The organism is Burkholderia sp. RF4-BP95, assembly GCF_001521985.1.
GTDB classification, from domain to species: domain Bacteria; phylum Pseudomonadota; class Gammaproteobacteria; order Burkholderiales; family Burkholderiaceae; genus Burkholderia; species Burkholderia diffusa.
Window position 1 is genome coordinate 243303 of record NZ_LOSX01000027.1, and the last position, 16845, is coordinate 260147.

Consider the following 16845-nt stretch of genomic DNA (forward strand, 5'->3'; position numbering starts at 1 on the left):
GCGCACCAGACGGCGATCAGCTGCCCTTCGCGATGCGATCCTGGATGTGCTGGGCACGGCTCGCCGACGACGGGTGCGAGCTCATCATCGAGCTCTTGCCGCCATCGAGCTGCGCGAGCTTCTGGAACGCGGTGACGAGGCCCTTCTGGTTCATGTTCTTCTGCTTCATCAGGTCGAACGAGTAGTCGTCGGCCGCGCTTTCCTGCGTCTGCGAGAACTGCGCGTTGATGAACTTCTCGGTGATGTCGCCGAGCTGCGAGCTCGTCAGGGCCGCGACGCCCGGCGATGCCGCGCCGGCCGCGGTGCGCGCCGCGCTGACCGCGTAGGCGGTCTGCATCGCCTTCTTCGAGTGACCCAGCGCGACGTGGCCCATTTCATGACCGATCACGCCGCGCAGTTCGTCGTCGTTCATCATGTCCATCAGGCCGCTGTACACGCGCACGCAGCCGTTGCCCATCGCCCACGCGTTGACGTCCTTGGTCACGTAGACCTTGTAGTTGATCTTCTGGCCGTTCAGCGTCATGTCGCCGAAGCCCTTCATCACCTTCGTCAGGCGCTTCGAATACGCGCTGTTCGGCGCGGCGATCTTCGATTCGGCGTCGCTCGCCTTGCACGAGTCGTTCGACAGCGCCGCGATGTCGCTGTCCGACAGCGTCGCCGCCTTGAACAGGCTGGTCCCCGCCGACGTCAGGCTGTTCGCGTCGAGATTCTGCACGCCGCCGCATGCGCTCAACAGGAACGCCATGCCACACGCTGCCGCCGCTTTCTTGATATGCATCCCGGATCCCTCGGTAGTTGTATTTAGGAGCGGCGATTTTGCATAATCCGGCAGAAAATTACCAGACGTTTACATCAAATGACAACTTGATTGCGCAGCGATTCGAAACTAACGACGCGATTGCTCAGCGAAATGACGGCAATCAGCTCATCAATCGCCGCGGCCGGATGACCGGCTGAACGTCGAACGCGACCGGCGCGTGAGCCGCCGCGCGACCAGCATCGGCAGCCGCACCACGAAACCGGCGAAGAGCCGCAGGTGCATCCACGCGAGCAGCACGTTGTCGCGGCCATAGTGGAAATGCGACACGCCGCCCTCGTGCGCGCCGAAGTAGCGCACCGGCGCTTCGATGCGAATCGGCCGCACCCCGGCCCAGCACAGCCGCACGGCCGCTTCCGGATCGAAGTCGAAGCCGCGCATCCACGGCTGGCGATGCATGATCGCGGCGAGCGGCGCGACCGGGTACACGCGAAAGCCGTACAGCGAATCGCCGATTCCAGCCCATAGCGTCTCGAGGTCGGCCCATCCGTTCGACAGCCGTCGGCCCTGCACGCGCAGTTGCGGCGCGCTCGCGTCGAACTTCGGCAGGCCCAGCACCATCGCGTCCGGCGCCGCCTGCGACGCGGCCATGAATTCGGGAATCAGGTCGGCCGGATGCTGGCCGTCGGAGTCCATCGTCAGCACGTGCGTGAAGCCGCTTGCGGCCGCCGCGTCGAGCCCGGCCAGCACCGCGGCGCCCTTGCCGCGGTTCTCCGGCAGCACGATCACGCGCAGCCCGGGGTCGCGCGCGGCCATCGCCTGCAGCCGCTCGGCGCTGCCGTCGGTGCTGCCATCGACGACGACCCACACCGGGTTCCACTGCGCGCGGGCGTTGCGCACGGTCGTGTCGACCTTGACGCCCGGGTTGTAGCTCGGAATCAGTACGAGATGAGTGGACGAGGCGTGCAGCTTGGACATGGGAACGGCCGATTGCGAAGACGGGGATCCTGACAAAAGTTTATGACCTGCAGGCGACTGCCGACGGGCTTCGTCGACGTCGCGTTCGCGCAGTGACAGGGCCGCGCGCTTCACGACAGGTGCTCCAGCGGATGGCCGGCGCTCGCTTCGATCTCGACCAGCAGATCGTCGCGGCACACGTCCGCGTGGACGAACAACGGCCGCACGCCGGGGCCCGCTGCATCGCGCAGCGCGCGTTCGATCGCGGCGAGCGCCGCGGCATCGCCGGCGTCGCGCACGTAGACGCGGTAGTTCAGGTCGGCGAGCGCGAACGGGCCGTGCCCTTGCCGCGCGGCCTGCTCGAGCACGGCGGCCAGGTTCGCGATGGTCTCGCGCGTTTGCGCGACGACGTCGCCGCGATGCACGGTGCGATGCCCGACGATGCTGGCGGTGCCCGACACGAACAGCAACGGCGCGGCATCGTCGCCGGGCCACGCGGCCGCGCGCGCGAACGTCGGCGCGCGCGGGCCGTACTCCGCCGGGTAGTGATACGCGCTGACCTGGCGCGGATTCTCGACCGGATCGGCCGGCGTGCGCGTCGCGATGAAATGGATCGCGAGCGGCGCGGCGGGCGGCGTGTCGCCCGCGACGGGCACGACCGAGCCGAGCGCGCAGGCCGCCGGCACGCTGCCCGTCAGCGCGCGACGGCACGCGTCGAATGCGCGCTGCCTGCCGATATTGAACTGACGATAGCGCTCGATCCCGAACTGCAGCGCGTTGATCGCGGGCACGGTATTCCAGATTCGCAGCGGATGCGCGATGCCGAGTGCATCGAGCGCGTCGAACAGCGCGCGGTATGCATCGTGTGTCGCGCGCTCGAGCGGCGTGCCGCCGTCGCGATCGGCATCGGCCGCTTCCTGCTCTTCCTGCACGACGATGCTGCCGAATACGAGCCCCGCCGTTTCGCTGAAGCGATACTGCAGCGCGCCGTGCCGCTCGCTGCGCAGGTCGGGCGCGTCGCACTGCCAGATTTCGCAGACCGCGCCGGCGCGTGCGTGGCCGCCGGCGTCGAGCAGCGCCATCTGCACCGGTGCGAGCGGCAGGTCGGGCGCGGCGGCGGCGAGCATGCGGGCCATCGCATCGGTCGGCGCTCCGGCCGCGCCGATGCAGACCGCACCCAGCGCACCGGGAAACACGCGGTCGAATGCGTCGCCGCGCTGCCGCGCATCGTGCAGCAGCGCAGCCAGCCGCGCATGATCGATCCGGACGAGCCGCAGCGCACGGTTGCCGCCGTTCGCCGCGGGCGAGATGCCCGCGCGCGATGCGGCGGCTCCGCCCGTCATGTGTTCGCGCGCGACCGCGGTCGTGGCGGACGACAGGGAACACGCTCGCCGTTCGGCGTCGACTGGATGCACTGACACTTCGATTTCCTCACTATGCGGTGCGGGCTCGCGGCATCGTGGCCACGCGCCGCGTTGCGCGCCGTTGCTTCGCGTCAAGCCGACGCCGCGCGCGTCGTCATGCAAGCCCGCCGTTGACGGACAGCACCTGTCCCGTCACATAAGCGGCCGCATCGGATACCAGATACGCGACCATCGCCGCGACTTCGTCGGGCCGGCCCGCGCGTTGCGCCGGCACGAGCTGCTTGATCCGTTCGGCGGGAAACGCAGGGGCGGCCATCGGCGATTCGATGATGCCGGGCGCGACCGCATTCACCGTGATGCCGCGCGACGCGAGCTCCAGCGACAGCGACTTCGTCGCGCCGATCAGCCCCGCCTTCGCGGCCGCGTAGTTGACCTGCCCGCGGTTGCCGGTCACGCCGGCGACCGACGCGATGTTGACGATCCGGCCGCGCCGCGTGCGGATCATCGGCAGCAGCAACGGCTGCGTCACGTTGAAAAAACCGTTGAGCGTCACGTCGATCACGCTGTGCCACTGCCGGCGCGACATGCCGGCCATCGGTGCGTCGTCGTGAATGCCCGCGTTGTTGACGAGGATCTGCACCGGTGCGTCGTCGATGAACGGCGCGAGCGCGGCGAGCGTCGCATCGGCGTCGGTCACGTCGAATGCAAGCGCGTGCGCGGTGCCGCCGGCCTCGACGATCTGCTGCGCGACCGCCTCCGCCTGCGCGAGATTCCGGTTCGCGTGCACCCAGACTTCGTGGCCGGCCTGCGCGAGCGCCGTGCAGATCGCCTGCCCGAGTGCGCCGCTGCCGCCCGTTACGAGCGCCCGCATCGCCTTGCTCCGTTCATCGCGTTTCCTCTCGATCGACGCGGCCGCGGTTCGCCAGCGGCCGCCGCCGCGTGCCGTCATCGTCTGCGTGCCGCGTCGCGTTCGCGCGCGCCGCCGTCACTTGGTGCGATGCGCGGCGACGTACTCGGCAAGCGCGCCGAGCGTCGCGAAGATCTTCTGGTTGTCCGGATTGTCCGAGCGCAGCTCGAAGCCGTATTTCTTCGAGATCAGCAGCGCGATTTCCAGGATGTCGATGGAGTCGAGCCCGAAGCCCTCGCCATACAGCGGGGTCCCGGCCGTCACCGTTTCGAGCGGGACGTCTTCGAGATTCAGTTCGCCGATGATCAGCGTGGCGAGCTCTTGTTCCAGTGCGTTCATCATGCTTGCGGGCAGGCGGCCCATGGCGGCGGGAGGCGCCCGGAAACGGCAATCGTCGTGCACGCCCGGCGCGTGCGAAGCGCGCGCCAATCTCCGTCCCTCCGGCGTCTGCCGGCTTCCCCGCCTGCGTTATTGGGGGTCGTTTGTAAAAGTTACGCGGATTCTAGACGATGGGTATCGGCACGTATACGGGGAATGGTTACAGACTGAAGGCCCCCGCCGCGGCCGGTTTCGGGACCCGATCGCAGCAGACGCTTGAGCCGCTTCGGGCGGAAATGAATCGCCGCCGCGAAAGGTTCAGTTCGCTGCCATACATTCGGTTACAAAACCCGGCTGCGCCGACCTCGAACCGCCGCGCCGCGGCCCTAAAATGTGCGTGCATGACAGCCGGCCCGGACACGCGTCCCGGCCACCATTCATATGATGTTTGACGGCCCGACGAACGCGTCCGGCCCCCCCGATCCGCCCGATGTTTCCAGCAGCCATGCCGCGCCCGTCCATTCGCCTCGCCCCGGTTTGCCCGCCCGTCCGCCGCCGTGCCGCCACGGACGACGGCAATGCACGCACGCGCCGCGCGCCCGGAGCGCCGCGATGAGCTCGCCGCTCGGCATCGCACGCGGCGTCGGCGCGGTCGCTGCGGTGGCGGCGTACCAGATCGGCGCGCACTATGCGGCCGCGACACCCGGCGCACACGGCTTCGGCCTCGCGATGGCGCTCGTGCCGCCGCTGCTGCTCGCGCTCGGCGCAGCGCTGCGCTCACCGAAGCGGGCATGGCTCGTGCCGGCGTGGCTGCTCGCCGCCGCCGCGCTGTGGGCCGCGCGCGCCCCGCTCGCGCGCCATTTCGAATGGGGCCTGTATCTGGAGCACGCGAGCTTCAACCTCGCGATGGCGCTGCTGTTCGGCCGCACGCTCGCGGCCGGCCAGGTGCCGCTGTGCACGCGCTTCGCGACGATGATCCACGGCACGATCACGCCGGCCGTCGCGCGCTACACGCGGCGCATCACGCTCGCATGGACGCTGTTCTTCGTCGCGATCGCCACCGTGTCCACGCTGCTGTTCGCGACCGCGCCGATCGTCGCGTGGTCGACGTTCGCGAACTACCTGTCGCTGCCGCTCGTCGCCGTGATGTTCGCGGCCGAGCATGCGTGCCGGCGCTTCGCATTGCCGCACGACGCGCGGCCGCGGATGGTCGACGCGGTGCGCGCATACCGCGCGTCGACGCAGCCGTCACGATGAATTCATGGCCGGCGCGGCGCTGCATCGCGGCCGCGCCGGCCACCGTCTCCCGCTTCAGCCGATTTATGCCGACTTACCCGCTGGTGTTCCATTCCTCGCCGGACCAGACGATCGCCTGGCGCGACGGCACGCCCGTCAGCGTGCGCGCGTTCGTCGCCGACGTCGCGCGCGTGGCCGCCGCACTGCCCGCCGGCGGTCACGTGTTCAACGTGTGCCGCGATCGCTACCGCTTCGCGGTCAGCCTGTGCGCGGCGCTCGTCGCCGGCAGGATCAGCCTGCTGCCGTCGACGCACACGCCGGAGATGGTGCGCCAGCTCGCGACGTTCGCACCGGACGCGTTCTGTCTGCACGACGCGCCGGACTGCACGATCGACCTGCCGCGCTTCGCCTATCCGGACGCCGCACCCGGCGACCGCCTCGACGACGCGCCGTTCGCGGTGCAGCAGATCGACGCGTCGCGCATCATGGCGTACGTGTTCACGTCCGGCTCGACCGGCGCGCCGGTGCCGCACCGCAAGACCTGGGGCTTCCTGGTCGGCTGCGTGCGCGCGGCGGCCGACCGCCTCGGCCTGCTCGACGGCCGCGCGGCCACGCTGATCGGCACCGTGCCCGCGCAACACATGTACGGCTTCGAGTCGACGGTGCTGCTCGCGCTGATCGGCGGCCTCGCATTCAGCAACCGCCAGCCGTTCTACCCCGTCGACATTCGCGACGAACTCGCCGCGATCCCGCAGCCGCGCGTGCTCGTCACGTCGCCGATTCACCTGCGCGCGCTGCTGTCGGCCGGCCATGCGCTGCCGCCGGCCGCGCTCGTGCTGTCGGCCACCGCACCGCTGTCGGAAAAGCTCGCGTGCGAAGCCGAGGCCGCGCTCGATGCGCCGCTCGTCGAGATCTACGGCAGCACCGAGACCGGCCAGATCGCGACGCGCCGCACGTCGCAAGGCGCGACGTGGCAGTTGTTCCCCGGCATCCGCCTCGACGCGCGCGCGGCACAGGACGGGCCGGGCCGCGACGCCGCGGGCGACGACAGCGGCCCGACCGTGTGGGCGTCGGGCGGACACGTCGAAACCCCCGTGCCGATGGGCGACGCGCTCGAACTGCTCGGCGACGGCCGGTTCCTGCTGCACGGCCGCAAGGCGGACCTCGTCAACATCGCGGGCAAGCGCACGTCGCTCGCCTATCTGAATCACCAACTGAACGCGATCGCCGACGTCGTCGACGGCGTGTTCTTCATGCCGGACGATGCCGCACCAGCCGACGCCGATGCACCCCGCGAACCGGTCACGCGGCTCGTCGCGCTCGTGGTCGCGCCGACGCTCGCCGCGGCCGACCTGCAGCGCGCGCTGCGCGAACGGATCGATCCCGCCTTCATGCCGCGTCCGCTCGTATTCGTCGACGCCTTGCCGCGCAACGAAACGGGCAAGCTGCCGCGCGACGTGCTCGCCGCGCTCGTCGCACGGCACACGCGCGCCGCCGCGGCCGACGCGAGCGCGCGCGCCGAGACGGATACGCCGCTCGCATTCACGATTCCCGCCGATCACCCGGCGCTGCCCGGTCATTTCCCCGGTCATCCGATCGTGCCGGGCGTCGTGCTGCTCGATCACGCGATCGCCGCGCTCGGCGCGTCGCTGAACCGCCCGCTGCACACGTGGCGGCTGGCTTCCGCGAAATTCCTCAGCCCGGTCGCGCCCGGCGAGCCGCTCGATCTCGCGTTCGATGCGGCGGCCGGCGGCGCGATCCGCTTCACGCTGCGCGCCGGCGCGCGCGACGTCGCCACCGGCGTGCTGTCCGCGCCGGCCGCCGCGCAGGACGGTGCACGGCCATGAAGCGCACCGCGTGGGCCGAGCGCCAGGAACGCAGCAACGCGGCGTTGCTGCGCGCGATGACCTGGATCTCGCTGCGGTTCGGCCGGCAGCCGTCGCGTGTCGTGCTGCATGCCATCGCGACCTATTTCGTGCTGTTCTCGCCGGCGGCCTGCTCGGCGTCGCGCGACTATCTGCGCCGCGCGCTCGGCCGTCCCGCGCGCTGGCGCGACGTGTATCGGCACGTGTTCACGTTCGCCGCGACGATCCACGACCGCATCTACCTGATGAACGGCCGCTTCGACCTGTTCGACATCCGGCTGCATGGCGAAACGCAGGTTGACGACGCGCTCGCGGGCGGGCGCGGCGCATTCCTGATGGGCGCGCACCTCGGCAGCTTCGAAGTCGTTCGCGCGATCGGCCGCACGCGTCCGGACCTGCGCGTCGTCGTCACGATGTTCGAAGAGAACGCGCGCAAGATCAACGCGACGCTCGCCGCCGTGAACCCGGCCGCGAAACCGGAAGTGATTCCGCTCGGGCAGGTCGACTCGATGCTGAAGGTGCGCGAGCGTCTCGACGCGAACTGCATGGTCGGCATGCTCGCCGACCGCACGCTGCTCGACGATGCGGCAACCTCGCTGCGGCGGCTGCCGCTGCTCGGCGCACCTGCCGCGTTTCCGCTCGGGCCGCTGTACATGGCCGCGATGCTGCGGCGCCCGGTGCTGTTCATGACGGGCCTCTATCGCGACGGCAACCGCTACGACGTGCACTTCGAGACACTCGCCGATTTCTCCGACGTGCGCCGCGACGCGCGCGCGGCGGCCGTCGACGCGGCGCTCGCGCGCTACGTCGCGCTGCTCGACAAGTATTGCCGCGCGGCCCCGTACAACTGGTTCAACTATTTCGATTTCTGGCAGACCGGCACGGCCGCCGCGCGCCGCGACGATGCGCGCGCGTGCGCCGGCCTGTCCGCCACGAGGGATTCCGACGCATGACCGCCGTTCTCCGCTTCCTGTCGCTGCTCCCGCTGCCGTCCGCGCCCGCGCTGCGACGCTCGGCGCGCACGTTCGCCATCGCGGCCGCCGTCGCGCTCGCGCTGCCCGCGCACGCGGCCGACACCGGTTCGGCGTGGACCCTCGACCGGCTGATGTCGACGCTCGCGCAGCACAAGTCCGGACGCGCGACGTTCACCGAGACGAAGTCGCTGTCGATCGCCGCGCAACCGCTCGAATCGTCGGGCGAACTCGTGTTCGTCGCGCCCGACCACCTCGAGAAGCACACGCTCAGTCCGAAGCCCGAACATCTCGTCGTCGACGGCGACATGCTCACCGTCGAGCGCAACAACCGCAAATACACGCTCGCGCTCGCGCGCTATCCGGAGCTCGGCGCGTTCATCGACAGCATCCGCGCGACGCTCGCCGGCAATCGCTACGCGCTCGAGCAGGTCTACAAGGTCGCGCTCGCCGGTCGCGGCGACGACTGGACGCTGATGCTCACGCCGCTCGATTCGCGGATGCTGAAGGTCGTCAGCACGATCACGCTCGAAGGCTCGCGCGACGTGTTGCGCAGCGTCGCGATCCAGCAGGCCGACGGCGATCATTCGACGATGCGCCTGCAACCCGTCCCGGCGAAGTGATGGACGAGCGCACCCGGCCGACCGCCCCCGTCGCGCACCGCCCGTCCGCGTGGCGGCAGCGGGCCGTGCTCGTGTGGCTGCTCGCGCTCGTCGCGTGCGGGATCGCGATCGCCCGCGCGAATTTCACGGCCGACCTGTCCGCGTTCCTGCCGCGCGCGCCGAGCGCCGGGCAGCGCGTGCTCGTCGATCAACTGCGTGACGGCATCGTGTCGCGGCTGATCCTCGTCGCGATCGACGGCGGCGATGCGGCCACGCGCGCCGCGCTGTCGCGGCGCGTCGCCGGCACGCTGCGCGCCGACCGGCAATTCTCGGCGATCAACAACGGCGAAGCCGTCAACGACGCGCGCGACCGGCAATTCGTGTTCGACCATCGTTACCTGTTGAGCCCGGCCGTCTCGCCGCAACGCTTCAGCGCGGACGGCCTGCACCAGGCGCTCGGCGACAGCCTCGACCTGCTGAGCTCGTCGGCGGGTCTCGTCGCGAAGGCGATGTTGCCGCGCGACCCGACCGGCGAAGTGACCGCGCTCGTCGACCAGCTCGACAGCGGCGCGCAGCCCGCGATGCGCGACGGCGTGTGGGTGTCGCGCGACGGCACGCGCGCGGTGCTGGTCGTGCAGACGGCCGCCGCCGGTTCCGACACCGACGCGCAGGCGCGCGCGATCGACGCGGTGCGCCGCGCGTTCTCCGCCGCGACGCAGGCGCTGCCGAACCGCGCCGCGTACACGCTCGCGATGACCGGCCCCGGCGTGTTCTCGGTCGACACGCGCGACACGATCCGGCGCGACGTCGAGCGGCTGTCGACGGCGAGCGTCGTGCTGATCGTCGCGCTGCTGCTGACGCTGTACCGCTCGCCGCGCACGCTCGCGCTGGGGCTGCTGCCGGTGCTGACGGGCATCGCGGCCGGCATCGCGGCGGTCAGCGTCGCGTTCGGCACGGTCCACGGGCTGACGCTCGGCTTCGGCACGACGCTGATCGGCGAAGCCGTCGACTATTCGATCTACCTGTTCGTGCAATCGGCGCAAGTCGGCGCGCGCGGCACCGCGCGGCCCGCCGACGCGACGCGCGCATGGGTCGCCGCGTACTGGCCGACGATCCGGCTCGGCGTGCTGACGTCCGTGTGCGGCTTCGCGTCGATGCTGTTCTCCGGTTTTCCCGGCCTTGTGCAGCTCGGGCTGTACTCGATCGCCGGGCTGACGGCCGCCGCGCTCGTCACGCGCTTCGTGCTGCCTCACCTGCGCGGCGAGCACGTCGCGATTCGCGACGTGTCGCGCGTCGGCGCGGTGCTCGCGCGTGCGGCCGCTGCGGCGCCGCGGCTGCGCTGGCCGCTCGCCGTGCTCGTGCTCGCCGCGTGCGCGACACTCGTGCTGCATCGCGACGGCCTGTGGAGCCGCGAGCTTGCGGCGCTGAGCCCCGTTCCCGCCCGCGCGCAGGCCCTCGACGCACGCCTGCGCGCCGATGTCGGCGCGCCGGACGTGCGCTACCTCGTCGTGATTTCCGCGCCGACCGAACAGGCCGCGCTCGAACGCGCGGAACAGGTCGCCGCGCAATTGCAGCCGCTCGTCGATCGCGGCACGCTCGCGGGCTTCGAAAGTCCCGCGCGCTACCTGCCGAGCGACGCCGCGCAGCGCGCGCGCCAGGCGAGCCTGCCGGACGCGGACGTGCTCGCCGCGCGCATGCGTGCGGCCGTCGCGAACCAGCCGATCTCGGTGCGGCCCGAGCTGTTCGCACCGTTCATCGCCGATGTCGAAGCCGCACGCCACGCGCCGCCGATCACGCGCGCGGACCTGCGCGGCACGTCGATGGCGCTCGCCGTCGACGCGCTGCTGACCGAGCGCGCGGGCCGCTGGAGCGCGATGTTGCCGCTGCGCGCGCCGGATGCCGCACGCTCAGCTTCGACGGCGTCGGCGTCGGCGCTCGACGCCGCGCCGATCCGCGCGGCCGTCGCGCGCGCCGGCGTGCCCGATGCGCTGTTCGTCGACATGAAGGCCGAGGCCGACCGCCTGTACGTGAACTATGTGCACGAGGACATCCGGCTGTCGCTCGCGGGTTTCGCGGCGATCGCCGTGCTGCTGCTGATCGCGCTGCGCTCGCCGCGCCGCGTCGTGCGCGCGCTCGCGCCGCTGGTCGCGGCCGTGCTGGTGGTGACGGCCGGCTTCGCGCTCGCCGGCGTGCCGCTGACCATCCTGCATCTCGTCGGGATGCTGCTGATCGTCGCGGTCGGCTCGAACTATGCGCTGTTCTTCTGCAAGCGCGACGACGTGCAACCGGTCACGCCGTACACGCTCGTGTCGCTGCTGATCGCGAACCTCGCGACGGTCGCCGGCTTCGGCCTGCTCGCGCTGTCGCGCGTGCCGCTGCTCGAAACCTTCGGGCTGACCGTCGGCCCCGGCGCGATGCTCGCGCTCGCATTCGCCGCGATTCTCGCGCCGCGCGCCGCGGCGACGAGCAGCGCTCGTCCCGACCTGACAGGAGCCCGCGCATGAACGCGCCGTCGTCCATTCCACCTGGGCTGCCCGGCGATGCGCGCCGCTGGAAACCGACGCCGCTGATCGCGGGCGCCGCGGCGTTGCACGCGGGTGCGCTCGCGGCGGTCGTCGCGCAACCGGCTGCGTGGCCGTGGGCCGCCGGCGGCGTGGTCGCGTCGCATCTCGCGCTGACCGCCGCCGGCCTGTGGCCGCGCAGCGCGCTGCTCGGACCGAACTGGACGCGCCTGCCGGCCGGCGCCGGCCGCCGGATCGCGCTGACGATCGACGACGGCCCGGACCCCGACGTCACGCCGCGCGTGCTCGACCTGCTCGATCGTCACGATGCGCGCGCGACGTTCTTCTGCATCGGCGATCTCGCGCGCCGCCATCCGAAGTGGATCGAAGCGATCGTCGCGCGCGGCCATGCGGTCGAGAATCACAGCCAGCGGCACCGGCATACGTTCTCGCTGTCGGGGCCCGCCGCGCTGCGGCGCGAAATCGCGGCCGCGCAGCAGACGCTGACCGAGATCGCCGGCACGCGCCCGCGCTTCTTCCGCGCGCCGGCCGGCCTGCGCAATCCGTTTCTCGAGCCGGTGCTGTGCGAGCTCGGCCTGCAGCTCGCCAGCTGGACGCGCCGCGGCTTCGACACGCGCGCGCGCGACGCGGACCTCGTCACGCGCCGCCTGCTCGACGGACTGGCGCCGCGCGACATCCTGCTCGTGCACGACGGCCACGCGGCACGCGACGCGCGCGGCGAACCGGTCGTGCTCGACGTGCTGCCGGCGCTGCTGCGCGCGGCCGCCGATGCGCAGCTGCACTGGACCACGCTGCGCGCCGCGCTCGCGCCCGAACCGCCCGGCCAGCCGGGCATGCCGGCACCCCCGTTTGATAAAATCTGACCATGCCCGGCGCGCCCGCCAGCCCCGCTGCGGCGCCCGTTCCGGCCACCGGATACGACCCTCGTGAAACCTCTCCTGCTCTCGCACTTCACCGCCACCAGTTGCATCGGCAGCGGCCTCGATGCGACCCTCGACGCGCTGCGCAACGCACGCGGCGGGCTCACGCCGTGCGACTTCGAACGCGCCGATCTCGACACCTGGATCGGCGCCGTGGACGGTGTCGATACGCATCCCGTGCGCACGGATCTCGCCGACTTCGACTGCCGCAACAATCGCCTCGCACAACTCGGCCTCGTCCAGGACGGCTTCGACGCGCGCGTCGCGGCGGCCGTGGCGCGCCATGGCGCCGCGCGCGTCGGCGTGTTCATCGGCACGAGCACGTCCGGCATCCTCGAAACCGAGCGCGCATACGCGCAACGCGATCCGGCGAGCGGCGCGCTGCCCGCCGGCTTCCGCTATGCGCACACGCACAACCCGTATTCGCCGGCCGCGTTCGTGCGCGCGTATTTCGCGCTGCGCGGGCCGGCGATGGCGATCTCGTCCGCGTGTTCGTCCGGCGCGAAGGTGTTCGGCTCCGCGCGACGGATGATCGAAGCGGGGCTGATCGACGCGGCCGTCGTCGGCGGCGTCGATTCGCTGTGCCTGACGACGCTGTACGGCTTCAATTCGCTCGAACTGCTGTCGCGCCGGCCGTGCCGGCCGTTCGACGTCGCGCGCGACGGCATCTCGATCGGCGAAGCGGCTGCGTTCGCGCTGCTCGAACGCGCGCCGGATACACGCGCCGCGCTCGACGACGACGCGATCCTGCTGCTCGGCGTCGGCGAATCGAGCGATGCGCATCACATGTCGTCGCCGCATCCGGAAGGGCTCGGTGCCCAGCTCGCGATCGAACAGGCGCTCGCCTCCGCCGGCCTCGCTGCAGGCGACATCGACTACGTGAACCTGCACGGCACCGCGACGCCCAGCAACGATGCCGCCGAAAGCCGCGCCGTGGGCGCGCTGCTCACGCGCACGCCGTGCAGCTCGACGAAGGGGGCGACCGGTCATACGCTCGGTGCGGCCGGCGCGCTCGAAGCGGTCGTCGCCGCGCTCGCGCTGCGCGAGCAGTTCGTGCCGGCCGGCGTCAACACGACGCAACCCGACCCGGCGCTGGCCGCCGACTACGTGCTCGCGAGCCGCGACGCCCGCGTGCGTGCGGTCCTGTCGAATTCGTTCGGATTCGGCGGCACGAACTGCAGCCTGATCCTCGGCCGCGCCGAGCATGCCCGCCGCGGGGAGCCGACATGACCCTCACCGCCTTCATCGAAAGCGTCGGCCTCGTCGGGCCGGGACTGAACGACTGGCCGCACGCGGCCGACGTGCTCGCGGGCCGCGCGGCCTATGCGAGCACGCGCACCGTGCTGCCGCCGCCCGCCAGCCTGCCGCCGGCGGAACGCCGCCGCACCGGCCCCGTCGTGCGCGTCGCGCTGGCGGTCGGCCTCGAGGCGGCGGCCGCGAGCGGGCGCGATGCCGCCACGCTCGCGACCGTGTTCAGCGCGTCCGGCGGCGACGGCCAGAACTGCCACGCGATCTGCGAGACCCTCGCCGGCGACGATCGTCACCTGTCGCCCACGCGCTTTCACAACTCCGTGCACAACGCGCCGGCCGGCTACTGGAGCATCGCGACCCGCGCGATGGCGACGTCGAACGTGCTGTGCGCGCACGACGGCAGCTTTGCCGCGGGCCTGCTCGAGAGCCTGTGCCAGGTCGCGGTCGATCGCGTGCCGAGCCTGCTGATCGCCTACGACACCGACTATCCGGAGCCGCTGCGCGCGGTACGGCCGATCGTCGACGCATTCGGCGTCGCGCTCGTGCTCGCGCCCGACGCGAGCGAACGCACGCTCGCGCGCATCGACGTGCAGCTCACCGACGCGCCGGCGACGACGCTCGCGAACCCCGAACTCGACGCGCTGCGCACCGGCAATCCGGCCGCGCGCGCACTGCCGCTGCTCGACGCGCTCGCCGCGCGGCGCACGGCAAGTGTCGTGCTCGATTATCTGGAAGATGCACGCGTGCAGGTCGATATCGCGCCGGCGAATCCCACGGCGGAGCACGCGCCATGACGACGCCCGTCTCGATGCCGATGCCTGCGCTGACGACGGCCACGCTCGATCGCGCATGGATCGCCGCGCACATTCCGCACGACGGCGCGATGTGCTTGCTCGATCGCGTCGAAGCATGGGATGCCGAGCGGATCCGCTGCAGCGCGACGAGCCATCGCGATCCGCACAACCCGCTGCGCTCGCGCGGCCGGCTCGCATCGGTCTGCGGAATCGAATACGCGGCACAGGCGATGGCCGTGCATGGCGCGCTGGTCGGTATGCAACACGCGCAGACGGAACCCGCGCGGCCGCGCGCCGGCTATTTGGCGAGCGTGCGCAACGTCGACGCGTTCGTCGATCGGCTCGACACGTTCGAGCTGCCGCTGACCGTCGACGCCGAGCGCATCGGCGGCGACGACCGCTCCGTGCTGTACGGCTTCACGCTGCACTGCGGCGAGCGCGTGCTGCTCGGCGGCCGCGCCGTGGTGATGCTCGATGCATCGGCGGCCGGCGTACTCGTTCCGCCGCCTGCCGGCCGCGCGGACCCTCGATGACTAGCCCCAAGGAAACCAGGTCGTGAAAGCACGTCAGTTCATTTGCACCGCGTTCGTTCTCGCGCTGATCAGCCCGATCGCGCACGCGGACATGTCGGAAGTGAAGCAGGACATCAAGCGCGATTCGAAGGAAGCCGCGCACAAGACCGGCGAGGCCGCGCGCAGCTTCGGCCACGCGACCGCGAGCGCCGCGAAGACGGTCGGCCACGGCATCGCGCATGCGTCGCGCGAGGGCTGGGATGCCACCAAGCGCACGACGAAGCGGATCTTCCACAAGAACGATTCGGGCGAAGGCTCGGCGAAAAGCAGCGATTGAGCGCGGGCGTCCCGCGCTCCACGCGCGGCACACGAATGCGCGCGATGCGGCACGACGCGCGAACGCGCCGTTGCCGCACCGCCGCCGTCAGCGCGCGCCGCTGCGCGTGCGACGCGCCGGCCCGCGCGCGAGGCACTTGCCGTACGCGACGAGCCAGCAATCGCGATGATCGAAGTTGCGCAGCAGCCGCGCGCGGCGCCGCTCGAGCCAGTGAAGCGCGATCGCCATCGTCAGCGCGACGGCCAGTGCCGAGCCGCCGATCGCGAGTCCCATCCAGGTGTCACCCATGCCTCCTCCGGAATGCGAGGCCGGTGCGGCGCGCGTGCCGCGACGCGGTGGCCGGAGCGCGGGCGCACACGGGCCGCCGCATGCGCGGCGAACCTGCGTCCGTGATCCGTCACCGCGCGCTTGGCGCGTCGCCCCGGCGCTGGATACAGCGGGAGCACGGCCCGGACGCGCGCGCGAACGCCGCCCGGGCCGCCGCGCGTCAGTGCATGTGCTGGCCGCCGTTGATCGCGATGTTGGAGCCCGTCACGAAGCCGGCCTCCTCCGAGCACAGAAACGCGATCAGCGCCGCGACTTCCTCGGGTCGACCGAGCCGTCCCGCCGGAATCTGCGGAAGGATCTTCGTATCGAGGATGTCCTGCGGGATCGCCGTCACCATCTTCGTCGCGAGATAGCCCGGCGATACCGTATTCACCGTCACGCCCTTGCGCGCGATCTCGAGCGCGAGCGATTTCGTGAAGCCGTGCATGCCGGCCTTCGCGGCCGCGTAGTTGGTCTGGCCGACCGAGCCCTTCGAGCCGTTGACCGACGAGATGTTGACGATGCGTCCCCAGCCGCGCTCGACCATGCCGTCGCAGACCGGCTTCGTCATGTTGAACACGGAATCGAGGTTGGTGCGGATCACCGCATCCCAGTTGACCTTGTCGAGCTTGCGCAGCGTCATGTCGCGCGTGATGCCCGCGTTGTTCACCAGGATGTCGACCGGGCCGACGTCCCGGGCGATCTTGTCGATGCACTCCTGGCACGAATCGTGATCGGCCACGTCCACCGGATACGCATGGAATTCGCGGCCGGCCGCATGCATTTCCGTCAGCCAGCGATCGGCGCCCGCGTTGTTCGGCGAATACGTGACGACGACCCGGTGGCCCGCATCGTTCAACCGGATGCTGATCGCTTCGCCGAGGCCGCCCATTCCACCAGTCACAACTGCAATTCGCTTAGTCATCCTATGAATTACCGACAAAAAAGTAGTCAATGATGCGGAGCGACGGCATGGCACATGCTGTTGCCCCACCGCTGCGATGCGCTGGCGCCCGCGAGGCGGGCACGGCGCACCGGAACTTCACGCTTGTTGTTGGCTGCTTGTTCCGCGCGAAGGTTGCTGCGCACGCGGGCGGTGCTGGCCGGCGCCGCCCGCGTGCAATATCGTCAGATCTGGCTCAATCGCGTTCGACCGCAAGCGCGACGCCCATCCCGCCGCCGATGCACAGCGACGCCAGCCCGCGCTTCGCATCGCGCTTGACCAT

Annotated in this window: 17 protein-coding genes; 10 read left to right on the top strand and 7 right to left on the bottom strand. The window is 71.0% G+C overall.

Going from position 1 to position 16845, the window contains the following annotated elements; genetic code table 11:
* Window positions 1–16 precede the first annotated feature (16 nt).
* From WS46_RS12195 to WS46_RS12215, 5 genes are all read right to left on the bottom strand, one after another.
* Window positions 17–778, bottom strand: a complete 762-nt coding sequence (locus WS46_RS12195; protein ID WP_059528256.1) for a M48 family metalloprotease — start codon at window positions 776–778, stop codon at window positions 17–19.
* Window positions 779–928: 150 nt separating this feature from the next.
* The gene (locus WS46_RS12200) at window positions 929–1735 is read right to left on the bottom strand and encodes a glycosyltransferase family 2 protein (RefSeq protein WP_059690667.1); all 807 of its coding nucleotides are present in this window, start codon (window positions 1733–1735) and stop codon (window positions 929–931) included.
* A gap of 110 nt (window positions 1736–1845) precedes the next feature.
* Window positions 1846–3135, bottom strand: a complete 1290-nt coding sequence (locus WS46_RS12205) for a hypothetical protein (RefSeq protein ID WP_059690682.1) — start codon at window positions 3133–3135, stop codon at window positions 1846–1848.
* 97 nt (window positions 3136–3232) lie between these two features.
* Window positions 3233–3949 (bottom strand): 3-oxoacyl-ACP reductase FabG, encoded by a 717-nt coding sequence (gene fabG / locus WS46_RS12210; RefSeq protein WP_059690683.1) that lies wholly within the window; start codon window positions 3947–3949, stop codon window positions 3233–3235.
* 114 nt (window positions 3950–4063) lie between these two features.
* On the bottom strand, window positions 4064–4348 hold the full coding sequence (locus WS46_RS12215; RefSeq protein ID WP_082722004.1) for a phosphopantetheine-binding protein: 285 nt from the start codon (window positions 4346–4348) through the stop codon (window positions 4064–4066).
* Between the two features lie 567 nt (window positions 4349–4915).
* Between WS46_RS12215 and WS46_RS12220 the strand changes: the two genes are divergently transcribed.
* From WS46_RS12220 to WS46_RS12265, 10 genes are all read left to right on the top strand, one after another.
* Window positions 4916–5560: a hypothetical protein gene (locus tag WS46_RS12220; RefSeq protein WP_059528346.1), complete on the top strand. Its 645-nt coding sequence runs from the start codon at window positions 4916–4918 to the stop codon at window positions 5558–5560.
* Between the two features lie 65 nt (window positions 5561–5625).
* Window positions 5626–7386, top strand: coding sequence for an AMP-binding protein (locus WS46_RS12225; protein WP_059690684.1), 1761 nt, complete (start codon window positions 5626–5628; stop codon window positions 7384–7386).
* A complete protein-coding gene (locus WS46_RS12230; protein ID WP_059690668.1) occupies window positions 7383–8357 on the top strand; it encodes an acyl-CoA synthetase in 975 nt (324 codons plus the stop codon). Before WS46_RS12225 ends, WS46_RS12230 begins: the two co-directional genes overlap by 4 nt.
* Window positions 8354–8998, top strand: a complete 645-nt coding sequence (locus tag WS46_RS12235) for an outer membrane lipoprotein carrier protein LolA (RefSeq protein WP_059690669.1) — start codon at window positions 8354–8356, stop codon at window positions 8996–8998. Before WS46_RS12230 ends, WS46_RS12235 begins: the two co-directional genes overlap by 4 nt.
* Window positions 8998–11481, top strand: coding sequence for an MMPL family transporter (locus WS46_RS12240; protein ID WP_059690670.1), 2484 nt, complete (start codon window positions 8998–9000; stop codon window positions 11479–11481). The genes WS46_RS12235 and WS46_RS12240 overlap by 1 nt, the downstream gene beginning before the upstream one ends.
* Window positions 11478–12362, top strand: a complete 885-nt coding sequence (locus WS46_RS12245) for a polysaccharide deacetylase family protein (protein ID WP_059690671.1) — start codon at window positions 11478–11480, stop codon at window positions 12360–12362. Before WS46_RS12240 ends, WS46_RS12245 begins: the two co-directional genes overlap by 4 nt.
* 63 nt (window positions 12363–12425) lie before the next feature.
* Window positions 12426–13649 (top strand): beta-ketoacyl-[acyl-carrier-protein] synthase family protein, encoded by a 1224-nt coding sequence (locus WS46_RS12250; RefSeq protein ID WP_059690672.1) that lies wholly within the window; start codon window positions 12426–12428, stop codon window positions 13647–13649.
* On the top strand, window positions 13646–14464 hold the full coding sequence (locus tag WS46_RS12255) for a beta-ketoacyl synthase chain length factor (RefSeq protein ID WP_059690673.1): 819 nt from the start codon (window positions 13646–13648) through the stop codon (window positions 14462–14464). The genes WS46_RS12250 and WS46_RS12255 overlap by 4 nt, the downstream gene beginning before the upstream one ends.
* On the top strand, window positions 14461–14997 hold the full coding sequence (locus tag WS46_RS12260; RefSeq protein ID WP_082725315.1) for a hotdog family protein: 537 nt from the start codon (window positions 14461–14463) through the stop codon (window positions 14995–14997). The genes WS46_RS12255 and WS46_RS12260 overlap by 4 nt, the downstream gene beginning before the upstream one ends.
* A gap of 22 nt (window positions 14998–15019) precedes the next feature.
* On the top strand, window positions 15020–15313 hold the full coding sequence (locus WS46_RS12265; protein ID WP_059447900.1) for a hypothetical protein: 294 nt from the start codon (window positions 15020–15022) through the stop codon (window positions 15311–15313).
* 87 nt (window positions 15314–15400) lie between these two features.
* Here WS46_RS12265 and WS46_RS12270 read toward each other — a convergent pair whose 3' ends face one another.
* Complete coding sequence (locus WS46_RS12270) at window positions 15401–15601, bottom strand: hypothetical protein (protein ID WP_059528278.1); 201 nt, start codon at window positions 15599–15601, stop codon at window positions 15401–15403.
* 199 nt (window positions 15602–15800) lie between these two features.
* Entirely contained in the window at window positions 15801–16544 is a 744-nt protein-coding gene (gene phbB / locus WS46_RS12275) for an acetoacetyl-CoA reductase (protein WP_059528281.1), read from the bottom strand.
* Window positions 16545–16845: the final 301 nt, after the last annotated feature.